This is a genomic window from Thermogemmatispora onikobensis (genome assembly GCF_001748285.1).
In the GTDB taxonomy this organism is placed as follows: Bacteria; Chloroflexota; Ktedonobacteria; order Ktedonobacterales; family Ktedonobacteraceae; genus Thermogemmatispora; species Thermogemmatispora onikobensis.
The window spans coordinates 1-15253 of the sequence record NZ_BDGT01000028.1 but is presented as its reverse complement, the minus strand read 5'-3'; the positions used below and the strand labels follow the sequence as shown (position 1 = coordinate 15253).

The following is a 15253-nucleotide window of genomic DNA, read 5'->3' as shown; positions in this document are numbered from 1 at the left end:
AGAGCACGCGGACACTGCGGGTAGGAGACGCTCACGTGGTCGCCAGCGATAGCACGTTTCACGTTGTCTACCTCAAAAGACTAACAATGTTGCAGGCTTGTTACTGATGATAGTCTAGTCTTATTATAGGCAAGGCGTCAAGCCTGTTGTGTCATGCTATTACTTCTATGCTACTGGGCTGTGGCATCTGGCTGCCTGGGCCGCAGCAGCAGCCTGGGCAGCCAGATGCCCGCTAGCGTGAGCAGAGTCTTTGCTGTGCTGGACTCAGGGACCACGAGGGCGAAGAGCACACCCCCCACTAACTGCCGAAGAGGATCGCCCACCACTGGGACCAAAAGCCGCCGCTGGAAGTGGATGGCGCCGGGTGGGACCTGGCCGCCGGCTGGCTGGATGGCGGACTGACAATCACCACACGGTGCTCGCCGGGCCGCACATATCCCAGACGCTGGCGCGCCTCGCTCTCGATCACGAAGGGGTCTTTGTAGTAGTCGACCAACTTCTGCAATTGGTCATGACGCGCCAGCGTCTGCTCATATTGAGCGCGCGCGGCGGCCTCCTGCTCCAGCAAGCGACTATTCGACCAGGCCTGGGCAATCGAGCCGAGCAGGAGCGAGAGACTGATCAGGGCCGTGACCCAGATCAGGCCACGTGTGAAGAGGGCGTTCCTCCGCGCCCGGCTGGCCCCACTCCTTTCGCCAAAGCCCACCGCGGCGGTTACACTGGAACCGCTGCTATCTTGTCGGGGCATGAGTCGTTTTCTTCTCCTTGGCGTGTACTGCATGGTTGCCTACCTTCTTTCCGGGCGAGTGCCTGGAAAGTTGCTTCGTGCCTCATAACGAGGCGCATCTACAACGATGCTCTCTGTCAAAAAAACTGCTGGCGATGCTCGGGCCAGAAGGTATGCTATGTAGAAATAATACACGATCTTACGCTTACGCGCGCTGCAGTGGACAGGAATCATGAGGCAACCACCAGCAAAAATTGGGGTGAGGGGGACGAGAGGCCAGCAGGTCGCCTATTGGGACCACCCTGCTATACTGAACTCACAAGCAGAATCACATCGTCGAGGAGGATCAGCGGCCATGCTGCCATCTGCGCTAGCACCTGGAGACCAGGCCCCCGCTCGCACCCGTTCGCTGGCCGAAGTCTCGCCACAGCGCGCTCTGCCCCCCTGTCTAGACTACATCTGGCAGACCTACTTTGCCGACATTCCGCGCGTCAACGAGGTGCAAATCGCCTATTGCCAGCCCTGGAAGCGCCGCCTGGGACTGATCCGCCTCTCGGAAGAGAGCGGCACCACTTTTATTGGCATCAATCTCCTCTTACAGCATGAACTGGTTCCAGAGCAGGTCTTGCTCATCACTATCGCCCACGAGCTGGCGCACTACGCCCACGGCTTCGGCTCTCCTTTGCCACGCCGCTATCGCCACCCGCATGCCCATAATGTGGTAAACGATGAACTGGATCGGCGCGGCCTGCACGAAGAGCGTCGCCTCTGCGATGATTGGATTGACAACCAGTGGTTTCCGTTTTATGATATGGTCCAACAATCGGGTTGGATAGAGGCCCGGGTCCGGCCTCAGCCACGCTAAGCCTCAGCAAGGGGCCTGGCCGATCCCGCCTCCGCCTCCAATGCCGATCAGAGCGCTCGATCGCTCGATCACGGGTACGGGAAGCGAGTCGGATCGCTTTGACCCGCGAGACGCTCGCCTTCTGGGGAGGTCAATCGTCTCTAGCTGCTCGTTCACTTGCTGGCCCACTCGCTTGCGCGCGCGCCTGCCCGCGGATCAGCCAGTCAATACTCGGGCGCGCCTCGCTCGCTCAAGCCGCAGCTCCCACTGACTGCACTGGCAGACCAGCCCGTCCGCAGGCTCCGCCCTGCTCCGATCACCCCTCTGGCCTGCCCGCCCACTCGCCCGCCCACCCCAGGCCAGCCGAGGCAGGCATCAGGCCAGGCAAGCGGGCAGAGAGGGACAGAAGTGGACAGCAGCGGGCAAAAACCAGGGTTAGAGCAGTTGACATTGCTTTGCGCCTGTGGTATAGTGAAGCTGACTCCCCGGACCAGAACCTCCCGGGTTGTCGATCCGTTTCCGGGTCCTGCAACCAAACAAACATTACTTCAGCACAGCAAGCATACGGTCACCACCTGTTCACAGGTTTTCAGAGGCGGAAGCCTGTTATGTACCTGTTCCCACCAGCAGCCTTTATGAAATCTAGGTTCAACCAGAAAGGAGAGGGGGCGTGTTCTTTCCCAAAAGGACATAATTCGCCCAACGCAACGTGAACATCGCTGAGCTAGAGACCAAAACAATCGCAGAGTTGCGCGAGATCGCTCGCGACCTCGAACTTTCCGGCTACACAACCCTCAAAAAACAGGACCTCATTTTCCGGCTTCTTCAGCAGCATACCGAGCAGCAGGGCAACATCTTTAGCGCCGGCGTGCTCGAAATTGTGGAGGATGGCTTCGGCTTCCTGCGCCAGGAGCGCTTCCTGCCGGGAAACATGGATGTCTATGTTTCCCAGTCGCAGATCCGCCGCTTCGGCCTGCGCACCGGCGATATGGTGACCGGCCAGGTGCGTCCGCCGAAGGACAACGAGAAGTACTATGGCCTGCTGCGCGTGGAGGCGATCAATGGCATGAACCCGGAAGAGGCCAAACGGCGTCCCCACTTCGATAACCTGACGCCCATCTTCCCCCGCGAGATGTTCGATCTGGAAACCGGTCCTACGAACATCGCCGGTCGCCTCATCAACCTGGTCGCCCCCATTGGCCGCGGTCAGCGTGGCCTGATCGTCTCTCCTCCCAAAGCCGGCAAAACGATGCTCCTGAAGGCCATCGCCAACTCGATCACCGAGAAGTACGACGATGTCCATTTGATGGTGGCCCTCATCGGTGAGCGCCCTGAAGAGGTCACGGATATGAAGCGCTCGGTGAAGGCCGAGGTGATTAGCTCGACCTTCGATGAGCCAACGGAGGCCCATACCCGCGTGGCCGAAATGGTTCTGGAGCGCGCCAAACGCCTGGTCGAGGGCGGGCGCGATGTGGTGGTCTTGCTCGATAGCATCACTCGCCTCAGCCGCGCCTATAACCTGGCTGTCCAGCCCAGTGGCCGTACGCTCACTGGCGGCCTCGATCCCAGCGCCCTTTTCCCTCCCAAGCGCTTCTTCGGCGCCGCTCGTAAGGTCGAGGAGGGTGGTAGCCTGACTATTATCGCTACGGCTCTGATCGATACCGGTAGCCGCATGGATGATGTGATCTACGAGGAGTTTAAGGGTACCGGCAATATGGAGCTGATCCTCAATCGTAAGCTGGCCGAGCGCCGTGTCTTCCCAGCCATCGATATCAGCCTCTCCGGCACGCGCCGCGAGGATCTCCTCCTCGATGAGAAGACGCTGCGCGCCGTGGTGCTGATGCGCAGAATGTTCTCTACCCTGGCGGAGCAGCGCGGCCTGGAGGCAATGGAGGCCCTGCTACAGCAGATGGCTAAGACGCAGAATAATATGGAGTTCCTGGCTACTCTGAATAAGAGTCTCTTGTAGAGAAGCTCGATCAGAGATTCCCATTCACGTTTCTGTTTCTCTCTGCCGGCTGGTCATTTCTGCTTCGTCGGCTTTCACTTGTCCGCTTCGTTCGCGTCGCTACGGCGTTGCGCTCTGGCACTGTGGGCACTGTGGGCTCTCTGGCGCTGTCGCACCGTCGCAAGGCCTGGCTCCTGGCCCCCTCAACAGTGTCCCTTCTGTTTTGACCGGGCCATCCGGTCTCTCTTTCCCACTCTCTTCCTTTGCCGCGACGAGGCGAGGTCGGTTGACAGGTCAGACCCCGGCAGGCTTCGGCTGGTAGGTCAGGTCACTGCCCCTGGCTGCCACTCACAGCACGGGGCGGAGCCGTCTGCCTGCTGCTCACAATCCAGGTCCTCGCCAGGACCTCCTCCCGCTCGCTCAGCGCCTCTTGCTCTCCGCTCCCCCGCCTGGGGGCGGTTGATGAGCAACCAGCGTGAGCGCCAGCGCTGATTCGCGCCGATTCCTGTGGGAGGTGCAGACGTGAATAAGAGGCTAGGCGCTCTCTTCTTTCGCTTCGTGCCCGGAGCCTGGCTTCCAGGCCAGGGAAGCACAGGCCAGCAGTAGGACCAACAGGGCCGTCCTCTGATCGTCCTCGGCCTGCGCTGCCAGGATGAGTACGCTCTGTTGGCTGGCTGCCGCTTGAATCGTTGAGGATCATGCTCGTTGCCTACGTCAGAGAGGAGGCCGACCTCTCTGACTCAGGTAAGTTCGCCGTTGCGCCGGCTGTTCGCGGCTGCTACGCGCCAGTCCGGCCCGCTTCGTTCAGCACCAGCGACCAATAGGAGCCGTTCAGCCTGGCTCGCCCTTCACAGCGAGCGAGCAGGCTCACTTATCAGCGGCCTTCCTCTTCGGACGACCGCCACCATGTTCGAGGTCGCTTTTACTGCTTGCTTTCTTCGCCAATGCTTTGATGGCTGATGGGGGCAAGGAAAGGAGCCACTGGCTCCCGGTCTTGCCGGCGTTCCGCTTCTTGGAAGGGGCTTTTAGCGAAGGGGCTTTCAGCGCTAATCGCTGGACGGCGATGCCAGCAGACTGGGTCGGGCGGGTCATGCCGCAGTCTGCGGCTACCGACCACAACCAGTCAGCAAGAGCCTCGATCACGTGTGGTTTCATCCCGCCGATGAACAGGCGGCTGACCGTAGCAGGGAAAAAGCGCGGCGGGCTGTTTTTCCCGCGCAGCGCTCTTTTCTATCGTCGCGTTGCGCCGCAGCGAGCGAGCGCGTGATCTGGCTCCAGCCTGGCTGGAGGAGCTGCCAGGGGCGATTTCCCTATGGCGTGCCTGTGGTTGCTCTCTTGACGCCCGGCTGCTCTGCTTGCTGTCCTCTTCTTGGGGAGCCAGGGAAGGGGCGGGCGACAGAGAGGCTACGAGAGCTAGAGGGTCACCCGTCGGCCCCCCGCCGGCATGGTGAAGCGCAGGAAGCCGCCTTGAGCCAGGCGCGTGCAGACTACGGCTACGGTGTAGAGCGCCAGCAGGGCCACGGCGGTGCGCAGCTCATTGAGGGCGAACTGGCTCAGGGTGAGATGCGCCTCTCCGCTGGCAAAGAAGCGCCAGAGAGCTGGACCTTGCTGCACTCCTCCAAGCGCGTTGACGGCCAGTCCAAGCGTGAGCGAGATCACCAGGTCGATCAGGAAACAGAGGCCAGCCAGGAGTGGACCGAGCAGCCAGAAGCGCCGGCTCATGCGCTCACGCCTGGTCGACTGGATACGATAGGTTGCCCAGATCGGACCACCCAGGTACTGCAGGAAGAGGAAGAGAAGGGGCAACAGCACAAACAGCCAGTCGGGAAAGACCTGCGGGCTGATCAAGGCCCCCAGGCGCCCAAGCGTGTAGATCACGACCGCCTCGATTACGCCACGCCGATAGCTGGTCTTGAAGAAGAGGCGCGACTCCTTCTTCTGCGGCCTCTGCTGAGTGGGAGAAGAGGTTTCAGTGGCAGCCACAGCTCCCACCACCACAACTGCAGCTTCCGCCAGCGTCGGCGGAGAAGTCTCCCGGGCCCACGGCTGTCGCCGCTCCAACGCGCTGCGTTGCGAAGACTGAGAGCAGGCGCCTGACGTTCTCGCTTCCACACTGGGCACAGGCCACGTCGTCAGCCTGCTGGTGGCTGACCAGGAGCTCGAAGTGGGATTTGCAATCACCACAGCGATATTCGTACAATGGCATGAGAAGCGACCTCCGCGTTGTTCCACAAAGAGAGAGGAGCAATCAAGAATACCACTCCTAATTGTAAGGGAGGGTTGAATAAGCGTCAAGAATAGCTGGTCAGGAGGGGTTTGTTCGTTATGGCTCTGAGAATAGGCATCGTCGGTCTGCCGCAGAGTGGCAAGACGTCGCTTTTTAACGCCCTGACGGGCGCTCAGGCGCCTATTAGCGGCTACGCGACCAGGACGGTGCAGGCCAATACGGCCGTGGTTCAGGTGCCCGATCCGCGTGTGAAGCCGCTGGCGGAGATTTTTAAGCCCAAGAAGGTAACCTATGCCACGGTGGAGTTTGTCGATGTGGCCGGCATGGGTCAACAGGACGAAGAGGCCCGTAAGGGGGGCCTGAGCGCCGAGTTTCTGGGCCATATCCGCAATGCCGACGCGCTGGCCATTGTGCTGCGCACCTTTGCTAATGAAAATGTGCCTCACCCGCTCGGCGGCATTGATCCCCTGCGCGATCTGGAGCAGCTCGATAGCGAGCTGGCGCTAACTGACCTGGCCACTGTCGAGCGCCGCAGCGAGCGCACTGCCAAGGCAGCCAAGTCGGGCGAGAAGAAATATCAGCAAGAGCTGGCGTTACTGGCGCGCTTGCAGGAGGCACTCAGCAATGGCATACCGGTGCGCCGTCTGGAGCTGAACGCCCAGGAGCAGGCTCTTGTCAAAGAGCTGTTCCTGTTGACAATGAAGCCGCGCATGTATGTGCTGAACGTGAGCGAGGATGTGCTCGCTGAGGCCGCAACCTTGCTGGAGGAGATCCACCAGGGGGGGGAGCCAGCTCTGGCGAGCCTGGTCGGCGAGCTGCGCGGCGTGGCGACGGTGGCGCTACGGGCACGCTCCGAGGAGGCCGAGACGGTGGCGGTCTCCGCTCGTCTGGAGGCGGAGCTGAGCGAGCTGGCGCCCGAGGAGGCCGCCGAGTATCTGGCTTCGCTCGGCCTGCCGAAGCTGGGAGCGGAGCGCGTGATTCAGGTCGGCTATCGTTTGTTGAATTTGATTACGTTCCTGACGGTCGGCGAGGATGAGGTGCGCGCCTGGACGGTGACGAAAGGGGCAAAGGCCCCCGAGGCCGCCGGCAAGATCCATTCGGATATCGAGCGCGGCTTCATTCGCGCCGAGATTACCCATTTCGACGATTTTATGGCCTGCGGTGGCTCTTTTGCGGCGGCAGCTCGCAAGGGCCTGCAGCGACTCGAGGGGAAGGATTACGTGATCCAGGACGGCGATATCGCTCACTTCCGCTTTAATGTGGGGCGCTGAGGTGAGAGCCAGTCAGGTTAGCCAGGTCTGGGTCTGGCTCCGCCCACCGGCTCAATCAGTCCTTCTGCCAGGAGGAAGAGGATGACTTCTACTGAGCAAGATACTTTGAAGTTGGAAATCGATGAGATGGTACCGGATATGGTGGCCCTGCGACGCGATCTGCACCAGCATCCTGAGCTGGCGTTTGAGGAGGTGCGCACCTCCGAGATTGTGGCCGGTCGCCTGCGCGCGCTCGGGTTGGAGGTGCAGACCGGCATCGCCCGGACCGGCGTGGTCGGTCTGCTGCGCGGGACCGCCGGCGAGGGCGGGCGCACGCTGGCGATCCGCGCCGATATGGATGCGCTGCCCATCCATGAATTGAACGAGGTCGACTATCGTTCAACGGTCGACGGCAAGATGCACGCCTGCGGCCACGACGGGCATGTCTCGATTGCCCTGGCGGTGGCAGCCCTCTTGAGCCGTCACCGCGATCGCCTGAAAGGTACGGTTAAGTTTGTCTTTCAGCCGGCTGAGGAGGTGATCGGGGGAGCCGCGCCAATGGTTCAGGCCGGGGTGATGGAGGGCGTGGATGGGGTGATTGGTTTGCACCTCTTCAGCGGCCACCCGGTCGGGCGCGTGGGGGTGCGTAGCGGCCCGATCTTTGCCGCCGCCGACCGCCTGGAGCTGCGCGTCAAGGGCAAGGGCGGCCATGCCGCGATGCCCGAGGGAACAATCGATCCGGTGGTGATCGCTTCGCAGATTATTCTCGCTCTCCAGACCCTGATCAGTCGCGAGACCTCGCCTTTCGAGCGGGCTGTGTTGACCATCGCCAGCGTTCACGCCGGCTCGGCTTTCAATATTATTCCCGAGGAGGCGGTCCTACAGGGAACGCTGCGTACCTTTGATGAGGGACATCGTCAGCGGCTGATCGAGCGCTTGCGTGAGATGGCGCAGGGCATCGCCGCCGCCCATCGGGGAAGCTGCGAGGTCGAGGTGGCCGACGGCTGCCTGGCCTGCGTCAATGATCCACTGGTGACCGAGGTGGTGCGCCAGGCAGCGGAGGCCGCGGTTGGTCCCGAGCGGGTCGATAGCGACGAGCGCGTGATGACGACCGGCAGCGATGATATGGCCTATTTTCTGCACGCCGTGCCTGGTTGCTACTTTATCGTTGGGGCCCGCAATGAAGCAAAAGGGGCAGTCTACCCGCATCATCATCCGCACTTCAACATCGATGAGGAGGCCCTGCCAGTGGCCGTGGAGGTGCTAACGCGCACAGCGCTTGATTATCTCCATCCCTGACGCCTTGAGTTGAGTGAGGCAAGCCGCACCCGACAATCGCCAGCGTGCAGGCGGCTGGGCGGCGGTCGAGCAGCTTAGTGAGGAGCTGGCTCGCCTCCGCTCAGCAGCTCTGCACGCTTCTCCCGTAAATAGTGCGCCAGAAGAGCGGGGTCCTCTTTCTGCAGAGCACGCTCCTTCAGCTCGGCCAGGACCTGCCCCCAGGCTTCTTTCGCCGGCAGATAGCGGCTGTCCTGCCCGAGTAGCTCGGCAAAGATACGTCGCTCCAGCTCGTGCCAGGTGGAGCGATCGCGCCCATCCAGACCTTCGCCGTCCAGCAGATAATCACGGTCGCTGGTATTGTTTTCGACACGGGCATGCAGCGGCTGAAAAGAGGAGCGCAGCAGTTCTTCCATGCGCTGTAGATCAAGGGCGTCGGCGTCAAAGGCGAGCGTTCCCAGTAGCTGGACCTGCACGACGGGACGCCGGCGTTCTTCGGCCCCCGCATAGCGAGGTCCTTCGCGCTGGCAAAACTCGCTGAGCCGGGCATAAATGGCTTCAGGAGTTGTCAGGCCATCGACGCGCAGATCATAGCGGACGAAGGGGCGACGGCTGTTGATCAGGTGGGTGGCCCGATGATAGCAAGGGCGCTCTGGCCTCCCTCCCGGCTGGGCGTCGCCAGTGTCGATTTCCACAAAGTAGTAGCCTCGTTCCTGCCACTGAGCCTCTTCGGCGCTCCAGGTCTCGGGCGAGCCTGGGTTGTAGATCCAGCTCTCAAATTCGTAGGGCTTGTGGATGTGTCCCAGAGCTACGTAATCGATGTAGGGGCGCAGACGCTGAAAGTGACTCAGTGAGGGCAGCCCCTGCAGTCGTGGCACCACCCCCTCGATGCCAGTGTGCATGACAAGTAAGCAGTATTCGAGGCCGGCGGCCTCTTCGCGAGCATGCTCGCCCGCCAGGGCTTCGGCCAGCCCTTCCAGGCAGCGCAGGGTTGCTGATCCTTGCCAGGGCAGACCATAGATGCGCAGTCGCCCCTCTAGCAGGTCAACATGCGAGCCAAGCATGGTCTCTCTGCTCCAGGGCGCGATGACCGGCGCGCCTCCTCGCATCTGCGGCGCCAGCAGGGTCAAGTAGCCTTGATGACAGAGAAATTGCAGCCAGGAGACGCCATCACGGTAATAGCTGCGGTCGTGATTGCCTTCGACGGCGATCACTGGGATGTTGCGCTCTCGCAAACGCCGCAGCCCCTCGATGGCCTGCAGCAGGGTGCGGGCATCGATGGAGCGTTTATTGAAGAGATCGCCCGCAATGACGACAAAGTCAACCTGGCGCCGAACCGCCTCGTCCATGATTTCCCAGAAGGCGCGGGCAAAGTCGTTGAAGCGCTCGCTGACGCCGTATTGCTCGTACCCCAGGTGAATATCGGCGACATGAATGAAGGATGCTCGCACGCTGATGAGTCCTCCCTTGGCTGCTTGCTTTCTGGGCAGCCGCCCCTTGAGCTGGTGTTGCTTGAAGAACTTCAGGTCCAGGCCAGCAGGTGCAGATCAGGCAGGCCCGGTCATCATAGCCCGAATGGCCGCCGCGACGAGAATCAGGGTCGCAATGCTGAAGATGAGGACATCGCGCCGGACATTTTTACCGCTGGAGCTGTAGGTGAGGGCTACGGGCAGGATGAAGACAACAATGGCTCCATAGACATAATGGAGCCAGTAGAGGCCCGTGCCGGTTCCAGGGCGCAGCCCCATGATGACCATGATGATTCCGAGCAGACCTTGCAGGGCCGCGACGCAGCCTGTGACAATCAAGGCAACGCGCCAGGCCGGATTGAGGGTCTCGGTCCTCTTGGTGAAGAAGAGGACAAAGCCCCAGATGGTTGTGATCGCGCCTGTCGCCAGGACCAGAAACTGATTCCAATAGTGGAGTGTGATGAACACCTGTGCCATTGTATGCCTAGCGCACCCGTCGTGTTGGGCTACCAGAGCAGACCGGTAGTTGGCCTGGGGATCGGATCGACCGGATCAGCCCGGTGAAGCCATCGGCGGTTGCGTCCTTTCATAAGCTTCTTGTTGTGATGGTGCAAAGTGGACGGGGAGACTCGACTTGCCCTAACTATAGCGCGCCCGGCCTGCGAAAAACAAGAGTGGAGCTGAGGCCGGAGCGCTGCCGGGAACCGTTGAGCGGCGCCCACGTCTCTGTGTGAGCAGGGACCTTGTTCTTTGCGACTCAGGAGCGAGTAGGAAAAGATGGGGGGACCGTTCTCAGTGACGCCACGCCCTTTTTATCGCTCCCTCGCTACTGCCTTCGACAGCCAGCTCTCGCTGTCACGCTGTGACGGTGGAGTACGGTCGCTATCGCGTTGCCGGCTGCGGTGCCGAAGGTGATCTTCTCCTGCCCAGGGGGGAGCTTCGCCAGCGGGTCCCGGCCTCTGGCGCCGCTTCACCGCTGAGCAGGCAGCAGCGAGGCGAGCGCCCGGGCATAGGCTCGATAGGCCTCTTCGCCGTAGAGCACTAGCATGACACGCTTGAGCGAGGTTGGCTTCAGCACATGAGTAATAATGGTGCGCAGGGCAATGGGCGCGGCCTCGTCCAGTGGATAGCCATAGGCGCCGGTGCTGAGCGAAGGAAAGGCGATACTCTGCAGGCCATACTGTTCGGCCAGGTCGAGGCAGCGCTGATAAGCACTGGCTAACAGGCGAGGGGCCTCGCGATCGACTCCATAGATGGGACCAACGGCGTGAAAGACGTATTTCGCGCGCAGTCGCCCTGCCGTGGTCACCACAGCGCTTCCGGTGGGGCAGCCGCCAATCTTGCGGCATTCCGCCATGATCTGTGGGCCACCGGCGCGATGAATGGCCCCATCGACTCCGCCGCCTCCGGCCAGGGCTGAGTTGGCAGCGTTCACAATGGCATCCGCTTCTACCTCGACGATATTGCCCTGCATCAGGGCAAGTGTCACTCCGTTGATGATCCGCGTCTCACGTTGCTCTAGCATGCGGTCACCCCTTCTCTCATCGTGCCAGCAGGCAAGATTGCCCGCTCCGCTCATGTCTTCTAACAGCAGGTCGGCCTTGCCAGGAGAGAAGCCTCCCTTATCCATTGTGGCTGATGCCGCTCGGTCCTGGCAAGCACCGGCCCAGTGGATAAACGAGACGAATCGGCCCGGAAGGGTCGCCGCCTGGCGGCTCGCTCCTCTCCAGTGGTGTGGATCAAGAAGCTTCGAAGTCAGGCAGCAGCCCGGGGCCGCCTCCGGCCAGGAAGCGCAGGCGCTCCTGGTTGAGAATGTGAACCCGCCCTTGCCGCACGGAGATCGTACCGGCGGCCTCCAGCTCTTTGAGAGCACGCCCTACGACCTCGCGCGCGGTGCCCGCAATGGCGGCCATCTCCTGCTGGGTCAGGCGGCGTGCCTGACGACCTTCAGCCAGGGCCTGCTCTTGCTCCAAGAGGATACGCGCCACCCGCGCGGTCACGTGGCGGAACGAGAGGTCCTCGACCAGGCCCACCAGGTGGCGGAGAGCGAGCGCCAGGGCGGCGATCACTCCTTCCGCCACCGCAGGCCGCTCTCTGATTAGTCGACGCAGCTCCTCGCGGCCAACGCTATAGACAGTGCTTGGTTCCAGAGCAGCTACGCTCGCGGGATTGGGGCCACCGTCCAGCGCTGGCACGTCGTTGAAGGTATAGCCAGCGCTGATCAGACGCAGGACCTGCTCTTTGCCCTCGGGCGAAAGCTTGAAGACCTTGACCAGTCCGCTCTGCACATAATACAGTGCCCCTCCGCGGTCTCCTTCCATGATAATCAACTCACCACGCTCGTAGCGCCGCTCTCTGGTGACCGCGGCCACACGCGCCAGCTCCTCGGTCCCTAATGCGGCAAACATTGGTATGCGGCGTACTGCCTCGATATCGATCGTCATCGCCTTCCCGTCTACGCTGCCTGCCTGTACAAAGTAGTCAACTCAGCGCCGTGTCTGCAGATGCGACAAAAGTCACGGTGCCAGCCTATCCCGAGCTGTACACTCAGAATTGTAGCGCCGATTGACGAGCCAAGTAAATGTGAGATGCTCGGTACTCCTGCCGAGCCGGAAAGGAGGCTTATGGACGCTGCCCAAGAAGAGGCTCAGACCTGGCGCCAGCAGGCGACAGCCCTGCTAGATGTGCGCCCTGACCTGGAGCGCGGCGATGAACCTTTTGTGCGCATTATGGAGGCCGCTACGCCGCTGAAGAGAGGCGAAACACTGGTGATCGTGGCCCCCTTTGAGCCGGTCCCGCTCTACGAAGTGCTTGGCGGGCGTGGCTTCAGCCACGAGACACTCTGTCTGGCTCCTAATGAATGGGTGGTACGCTTCACGCGCCAGCAGATCCCTGGAGGATCATAAGTGCGCAGCGAGACAGGTGCAGAACGATGATGCCAATGACCGGCGGACCCTCTGGAGCAGGCGCTCGCCCGGGAGCTTTCAGAGTGACGGATCAGCAGGCTGGTGGACTGCCTGGGATGATGGGACGGCGCGGCGTCCCGCTCGGGGTGCCCTTGCCTTTCCTGGTCACAGGCATCTGCCTGGCCGCCCTGGCCGGCCTCTTGCTGCCTTTCGTGCTGCCCGAGGCCCTCATCAACCGCGGTCAGCCCCACGTCCTGGCTCTTGTCCACACGGTGACGCTCGGCTGGCTGACTATGACCATCCTGGGGGCCTCACAGCAGCTCACGCCGGTGATCGCCGTTACTCCCTTGCGCTTCAAAGCGCTGGCTCCAGTAGTTTATCCGCTCTATCTCGCTGGGGTGCTGGTACTGCTGGGTGGCTTCTGGCTCTTTCTGCCTGGACTGCTCGCGCTCGGCGGCTCACTGGTCATCGTGGCCGTGCTCGGCTATGTGATCATTCTAGCGAGCACCTTGTTCCAGGCCAGCAAGCGCCCTCTGACAGTCTTCTACCTCTTTGCCGCCTTGCTCTACCTGTGTCTGGTCGTTTCCCTCGGCCTGACGGCGGCCCTCAACTTCATTTACGGCTTTTTGGGCCTGGGGGTGCTGCTGATCCTGCCGCTGCACGTGACCCTGGGTGTAGCTGGCTGGTTGACAAATACCCTGATCGGGGTCTCCTATACGCTGGTGCGTCTCTTTGCTTTGGTGCACGATCACGACGACCGTCTGGGCTGGGCGGTGCTAGGTCTGTTGAATGTGGGGATCATCGGCCTGGCGCTCGGCCTGCTGGAGGGGATAACCTGGCTGGCGTTAGCTGGGGCGATCTCTCTCACTCTTAGCGCCTGGCTCTTTGGCTGGGATTACTGGCGCATGCTGCGCCATCGGCGAAGGCGTCCGCTGGACGTGACCCAGTATCACGGTCTTGCGGCCCTACTCTGCTTTATAAGTGGGGCCACAGCCCTGCCCATCGCGATCACGGTCGGCTCCGCGCTGACCGCCTGGCCGGTTGCGCTCCTGCTCTGTCTTCTCATTGGCTGGACCGGGCAGAGCATTGTCGGCTACCTCTACAAGATCGTGCCCTTCCTCGTCTGGCATAGCCGCTACGGGCCACTGGTCGGCCATCAGAAGGTGCCGCTGATGCGCGAGTTGGTTCACGAGCGCCTGGCCTGGGCCTGCTTCTGGCTGCTCAATGGCGGGTTGGTACTGTTACTGCCCGCCGTGCTCCTCAGCTGGGAAGGATTGATCTGCCTGGGCGCGGCCCTGGTCGGGATCAGCCTGGTGGGTGCGGCCATTAATGTGCTAAGTGTGGTGCGCCATTTGGAGTGGAAGCTGAGCACCTTGCGCAGCTAGCTTCGAGTCCTCGACAGGCCCGCCTGTTGGAACCGGCCTGCTGCCTCAACGCTCAGGCCAGGCCCAACAGGCGCCTTCCTTCGGGGGTCAGGCGCTCAGGTGTCCAGCGTGGTTCCCAGACCAGTTCGATCTCGCCACCCGTTAGCTCGGGAATACGGGCCAGCGCCGCCCCGACGCCGTCCGCCAGAGACTCATGCATGGGGCAGCCGGGCGTAGTGAGGGTCATGCGGATCGTCACAAAGCCCTCGGGCGTCAACTGGATACCATAGATCAAGCCGAGATCGACCAGATTGACCCCGAGCTCGGGATCATCTACCTCGTGCAGCGCTTCATAAATCTCGCGCTTGACCCGTTCGATAGCCTCCTCATCAAGCATTGTCGCCATCAACCTCTTTCTTTCTTTCTCCACTCTTCCAGCAGGAGAGCGTCTCGTCTACAGAGGGCGCTGCCCCGCGTCTCCCTCGAGGGACGAGGTCGGTCCCGAAGAGAAGAAGAAGAAGAAGAAGAAGAGAGCGGAGCAGCGACAGCTCACCGTCACCTCACAGGCAAGTATAGAGGGAAGAAGGGCAGCGAAGCTGCGACAAAAGTCACGGTATTTTCGCCGTCAAATGGCCATACTTGGGAGCAGAGAGGGGAACAACCTGCCCGGCTGGGGAGCATCTCCTTCCGGATGCCCCCCGCAGGACAGCGCTCCCTGACCCGCACTAGAGATGATCGTTACCTTATTGCAGATAGATAGACCAGAAGGAGAAGTTTACACTATGAGCGACAACCTTGCCGAAACACTCGACGTACGCACGATCGTGCCCCGTGAGCGTCATCCCCTCATTTTCAGTCGCCTGGAGGCGCTGCAGCCGGGCAGTGCGCTGCGCCTCATCAACGACCACGATCCCGCCCCGCTGCGCTATCAATTGCTGGCCGAATATCCAGAGACTTTCGACTGGATACCGGAGCAACAGGGACCAGAGGAGTGGATTATTCGCATTGTCAAGCGCGCTGGCTGACCTCCTTCCGATTACCGATTGACAGGCAAGGATGATCCCCGGGAGGATAGTCTAAGCAAACAAAGGAGGCATCCAGACAAGATGGAGCAGCAGGAGCAGGCCAACAGCAGCCAGGAAAGCCGCGCTGTCGAGAAGCCAGAGGCCGTGAGCCATTTCAGGGTCTTTGATTTGGCAGCCTCAGCGACCTTTCGCAGTGAGGGGCCGGCGGTGCGTGTGCT

The 15253-nt window shown here is 61.5% G+C and carries 15 protein-coding genes; 7 read left to right on the top strand and 8 right to left on the bottom strand.

Annotation, left to right across the window (positions count from 1 at the left end; genetic code table 11):
* Positions 1-298 precede the first annotated feature (298 nt).
* The gene (locus BGC09_RS13115; protein WP_069804445.1) at positions 299-748 is read right to left on the bottom strand and encodes an FtsB family cell division protein; all 450 of its coding nucleotides are present in this window, start codon (positions 746-748) and stop codon (positions 299-301) included.
* 334 nt (positions 749-1082) lie between these two features.
* Here BGC09_RS13115 and BGC09_RS13110 point away from each other — a divergent pair, with 334 nt between their 5' ends.
* Positions 1083-1592 carry a hypothetical protein gene (locus tag BGC09_RS13110; protein ID WP_069804444.1) on the top strand — a complete coding sequence of 170 codons (510 nt, stop codon included), beginning with the start codon at positions 1083-1085 and terminating at the stop codon, positions 1590-1592.
* Between the two features lie 688 nt (positions 1593-2280).
* Positions 2281-3540, top strand: coding sequence for a transcription termination factor Rho (gene rho / locus BGC09_RS13105; RefSeq protein ID WP_052891013.1), 1260 nt, complete (start codon positions 2281-2283; stop codon positions 3538-3540).
* Between the two features lie 1392 nt (positions 3541-4932).
* Here rho and BGC09_RS13095 read toward each other — a convergent pair.
* Complete coding sequence (locus BGC09_RS13095) at positions 4933-5502, bottom strand: hypothetical protein (RefSeq protein ID WP_141727776.1); 570 nt, start codon at positions 5500-5502, stop codon at positions 4933-4935.
* Positions 5489-5725 (bottom strand): FmdB family zinc ribbon protein, encoded by a 237-nt coding sequence (locus BGC09_RS23540; protein WP_084658709.1) that lies wholly within the window; start codon positions 5723-5725, stop codon positions 5489-5491. The genes BGC09_RS13095 and BGC09_RS23540 overlap by 14 nt, the downstream gene beginning before the upstream one ends.
* 119 nt (positions 5726-5844) lie before the next feature.
* Here BGC09_RS23540 and BGC09_RS13090 point away from each other — a divergent pair, with 119 nt between their 5' ends.
* Together BGC09_RS13090 and BGC09_RS13085 are read left to right on the top strand one after the other, a co-directional pair.
* Positions 5845-7017 carry a redox-regulated ATPase YchF gene (locus BGC09_RS13090; protein WP_084658706.1) on the top strand — a complete coding sequence of 391 codons (1173 nt, stop codon included), beginning with the start codon at positions 5845-5847 and terminating at the stop codon, positions 7015-7017.
* An 81-nt stretch (positions 7018-7098) separates the two neighbouring features.
* Positions 7099-8295 (top strand): M20 metallopeptidase family protein, encoded by a 1197-nt coding sequence (locus tag BGC09_RS13085; protein ID WP_069804441.1) that lies wholly within the window; start codon positions 7099-7101, stop codon positions 8293-8295.
* Positions 8296-8369: 74 nt separating this feature from the next.
* On the opposite strand, the gene BGC09_RS13080 is transcribed toward BGC09_RS13085, so the two are convergent.
* The 4 genes from BGC09_RS13080 to BGC09_RS13065 all read right to left on the bottom strand — a co-directional run bounded on the left by BGC09_RS13080 (position 8370) and on the right by BGC09_RS13065 (position 12184).
* Positions 8370-9722, bottom strand: a complete 1353-nt coding sequence (locus BGC09_RS13080) for a metallophosphoesterase family protein (protein ID WP_069804440.1) — start codon at positions 9720-9722, stop codon at positions 8370-8372.
* Between the two features lie 96 nt (positions 9723-9818).
* On the bottom strand, positions 9819-10217 hold the full coding sequence (locus BGC09_RS13075) for a hypothetical protein (RefSeq protein ID WP_069804439.1): 399 nt from the start codon (positions 10215-10217) through the stop codon (positions 9819-9821).
* A gap of 493 nt (positions 10218-10710) precedes the next feature.
* Complete coding sequence (locus BGC09_RS13070) at positions 10711-11265, bottom strand: O-acetyl-ADP-ribose deacetylase (RefSeq protein WP_069804485.1); 555 nt, start codon at positions 11263-11265, stop codon at positions 10711-10713.
* Positions 11266-11479: 214 nt separating this feature from the next.
* Positions 11480-12184 (bottom strand): Crp/Fnr family transcriptional regulator, encoded by a 705-nt coding sequence (locus BGC09_RS13065; protein ID WP_084658701.1) that lies wholly within the window; start codon positions 12182-12184, stop codon positions 11480-11482.
* A 180-nt stretch (positions 12185-12364) separates the two neighbouring features.
* Between BGC09_RS13065 and BGC09_RS13060 the strand changes: the two genes are divergently transcribed.
* Together BGC09_RS13060 and BGC09_RS13055 are read left to right on the top strand one after the other, a co-directional pair.
* On the top strand, positions 12365-12646 hold the full coding sequence (locus tag BGC09_RS13060; RefSeq protein ID WP_069804438.1) for a DUF2249 domain-containing protein: 282 nt from the start codon (positions 12365-12367) through the stop codon (positions 12644-12646).
* An 83-nt stretch (positions 12647-12729) separates the two neighbouring features.
* Positions 12730-14031: a hypothetical protein gene (locus BGC09_RS13055; RefSeq protein ID WP_069804437.1), complete on the top strand. Its 1302-nt coding sequence runs from the start codon at positions 12730-12732 to the stop codon at positions 14029-14031.
* A 52-nt stretch (positions 14032-14083) separates the two neighbouring features.
* Here the strand turns inward: BGC09_RS13055 and BGC09_RS13050 are convergent, their stop codons facing one another.
* A complete protein-coding gene (locus BGC09_RS13050) occupies positions 14084-14416 on the bottom strand; it encodes a metal-sulfur cluster assembly factor (RefSeq protein ID WP_218104042.1) in 333 nt (110 codons plus the stop codon).
* Between the two features lie 376 nt (positions 14417-14792).
* On the opposite strand from BGC09_RS13050, the gene BGC09_RS13045 reads away from it, so the two are divergent.
* Complete coding sequence (locus BGC09_RS13045; RefSeq protein ID WP_069804435.1) at positions 14793-15035, top strand: DUF2249 domain-containing protein; 243 nt, start codon at positions 14793-14795, stop codon at positions 15033-15035.
* Positions 15036-15253: the final 218 nt, after the last annotated feature.

Excerpts from the sequence above, each read along its gene's own strand:
- BGC09_RS13115 (WP_069804445.1), bottom strand. The coding sequence starts at position 748 with ATGCCCCGACAAGATAGCAGCGGTTCCAGTGTAACCGCCGCGGTGGGC.
- BGC09_RS13110 (WP_069804444.1), top strand. The coding sequence starts at position 1,083 with ATGCTGCCATCTGCGCTAGCACCTGGAGACCAGGCCCCCGCTCGCACC.
- BGC09_RS23540 (WP_084658709.1), bottom strand. The coding sequence starts at position 5,725 with ATGCCATTGTACGAATATCGCTGTGGTGATTGCAAATCCCACTTCGAG.
- BGC09_RS13090 (WP_084658706.1), top strand. The coding sequence starts at position 5,845 with ATGGCTCTGAGAATAGGCATCGTCGGTCTGCCGCAGAGTGGCAAGACG.
- BGC09_RS13085 (WP_069804441.1), top strand. The coding sequence starts at position 7,099 with ATGACTTCTACTGAGCAAGATACTTTGAAGTTGGAAATCGATGAGATG.
- BGC09_RS13075 (WP_069804439.1), bottom strand. The coding sequence starts at position 10,217 with ATGGCACAGGTGTTCATCACACTCCACTATTGGAATCAGTTTCTGGTC.
- BGC09_RS13070 (WP_069804485.1), bottom strand. The coding sequence starts at position 11,265 with ATGCTAGAGCAACGTGAGACGCGGATCATCAACGGAGTGACACTTGCC.
- BGC09_RS13065 (WP_084658701.1), bottom strand. The coding sequence starts at position 12,184 with ATGACGATCGATATCGAGGCAGTACGCCGCATACCAATGTTTGCCGCA.
- BGC09_RS13060 (WP_069804438.1), top strand. The coding sequence starts at position 12,365 with ATGGACGCTGCCCAAGAAGAGGCTCAGACCTGGCGCCAGCAGGCGACA.
- BGC09_RS13050 (WP_218104042.1), bottom strand. The coding sequence starts at position 14,416 with ATGGCGACAATGCTTGATGAGGAGGCTATCGAACGGGTCAAGCGCGAG.
- BGC09_RS13045 (WP_069804435.1), top strand. The coding sequence starts at position 14,793 with ATGAGCGACAACCTTGCCGAAACACTCGACGTACGCACGATCGTGCCC.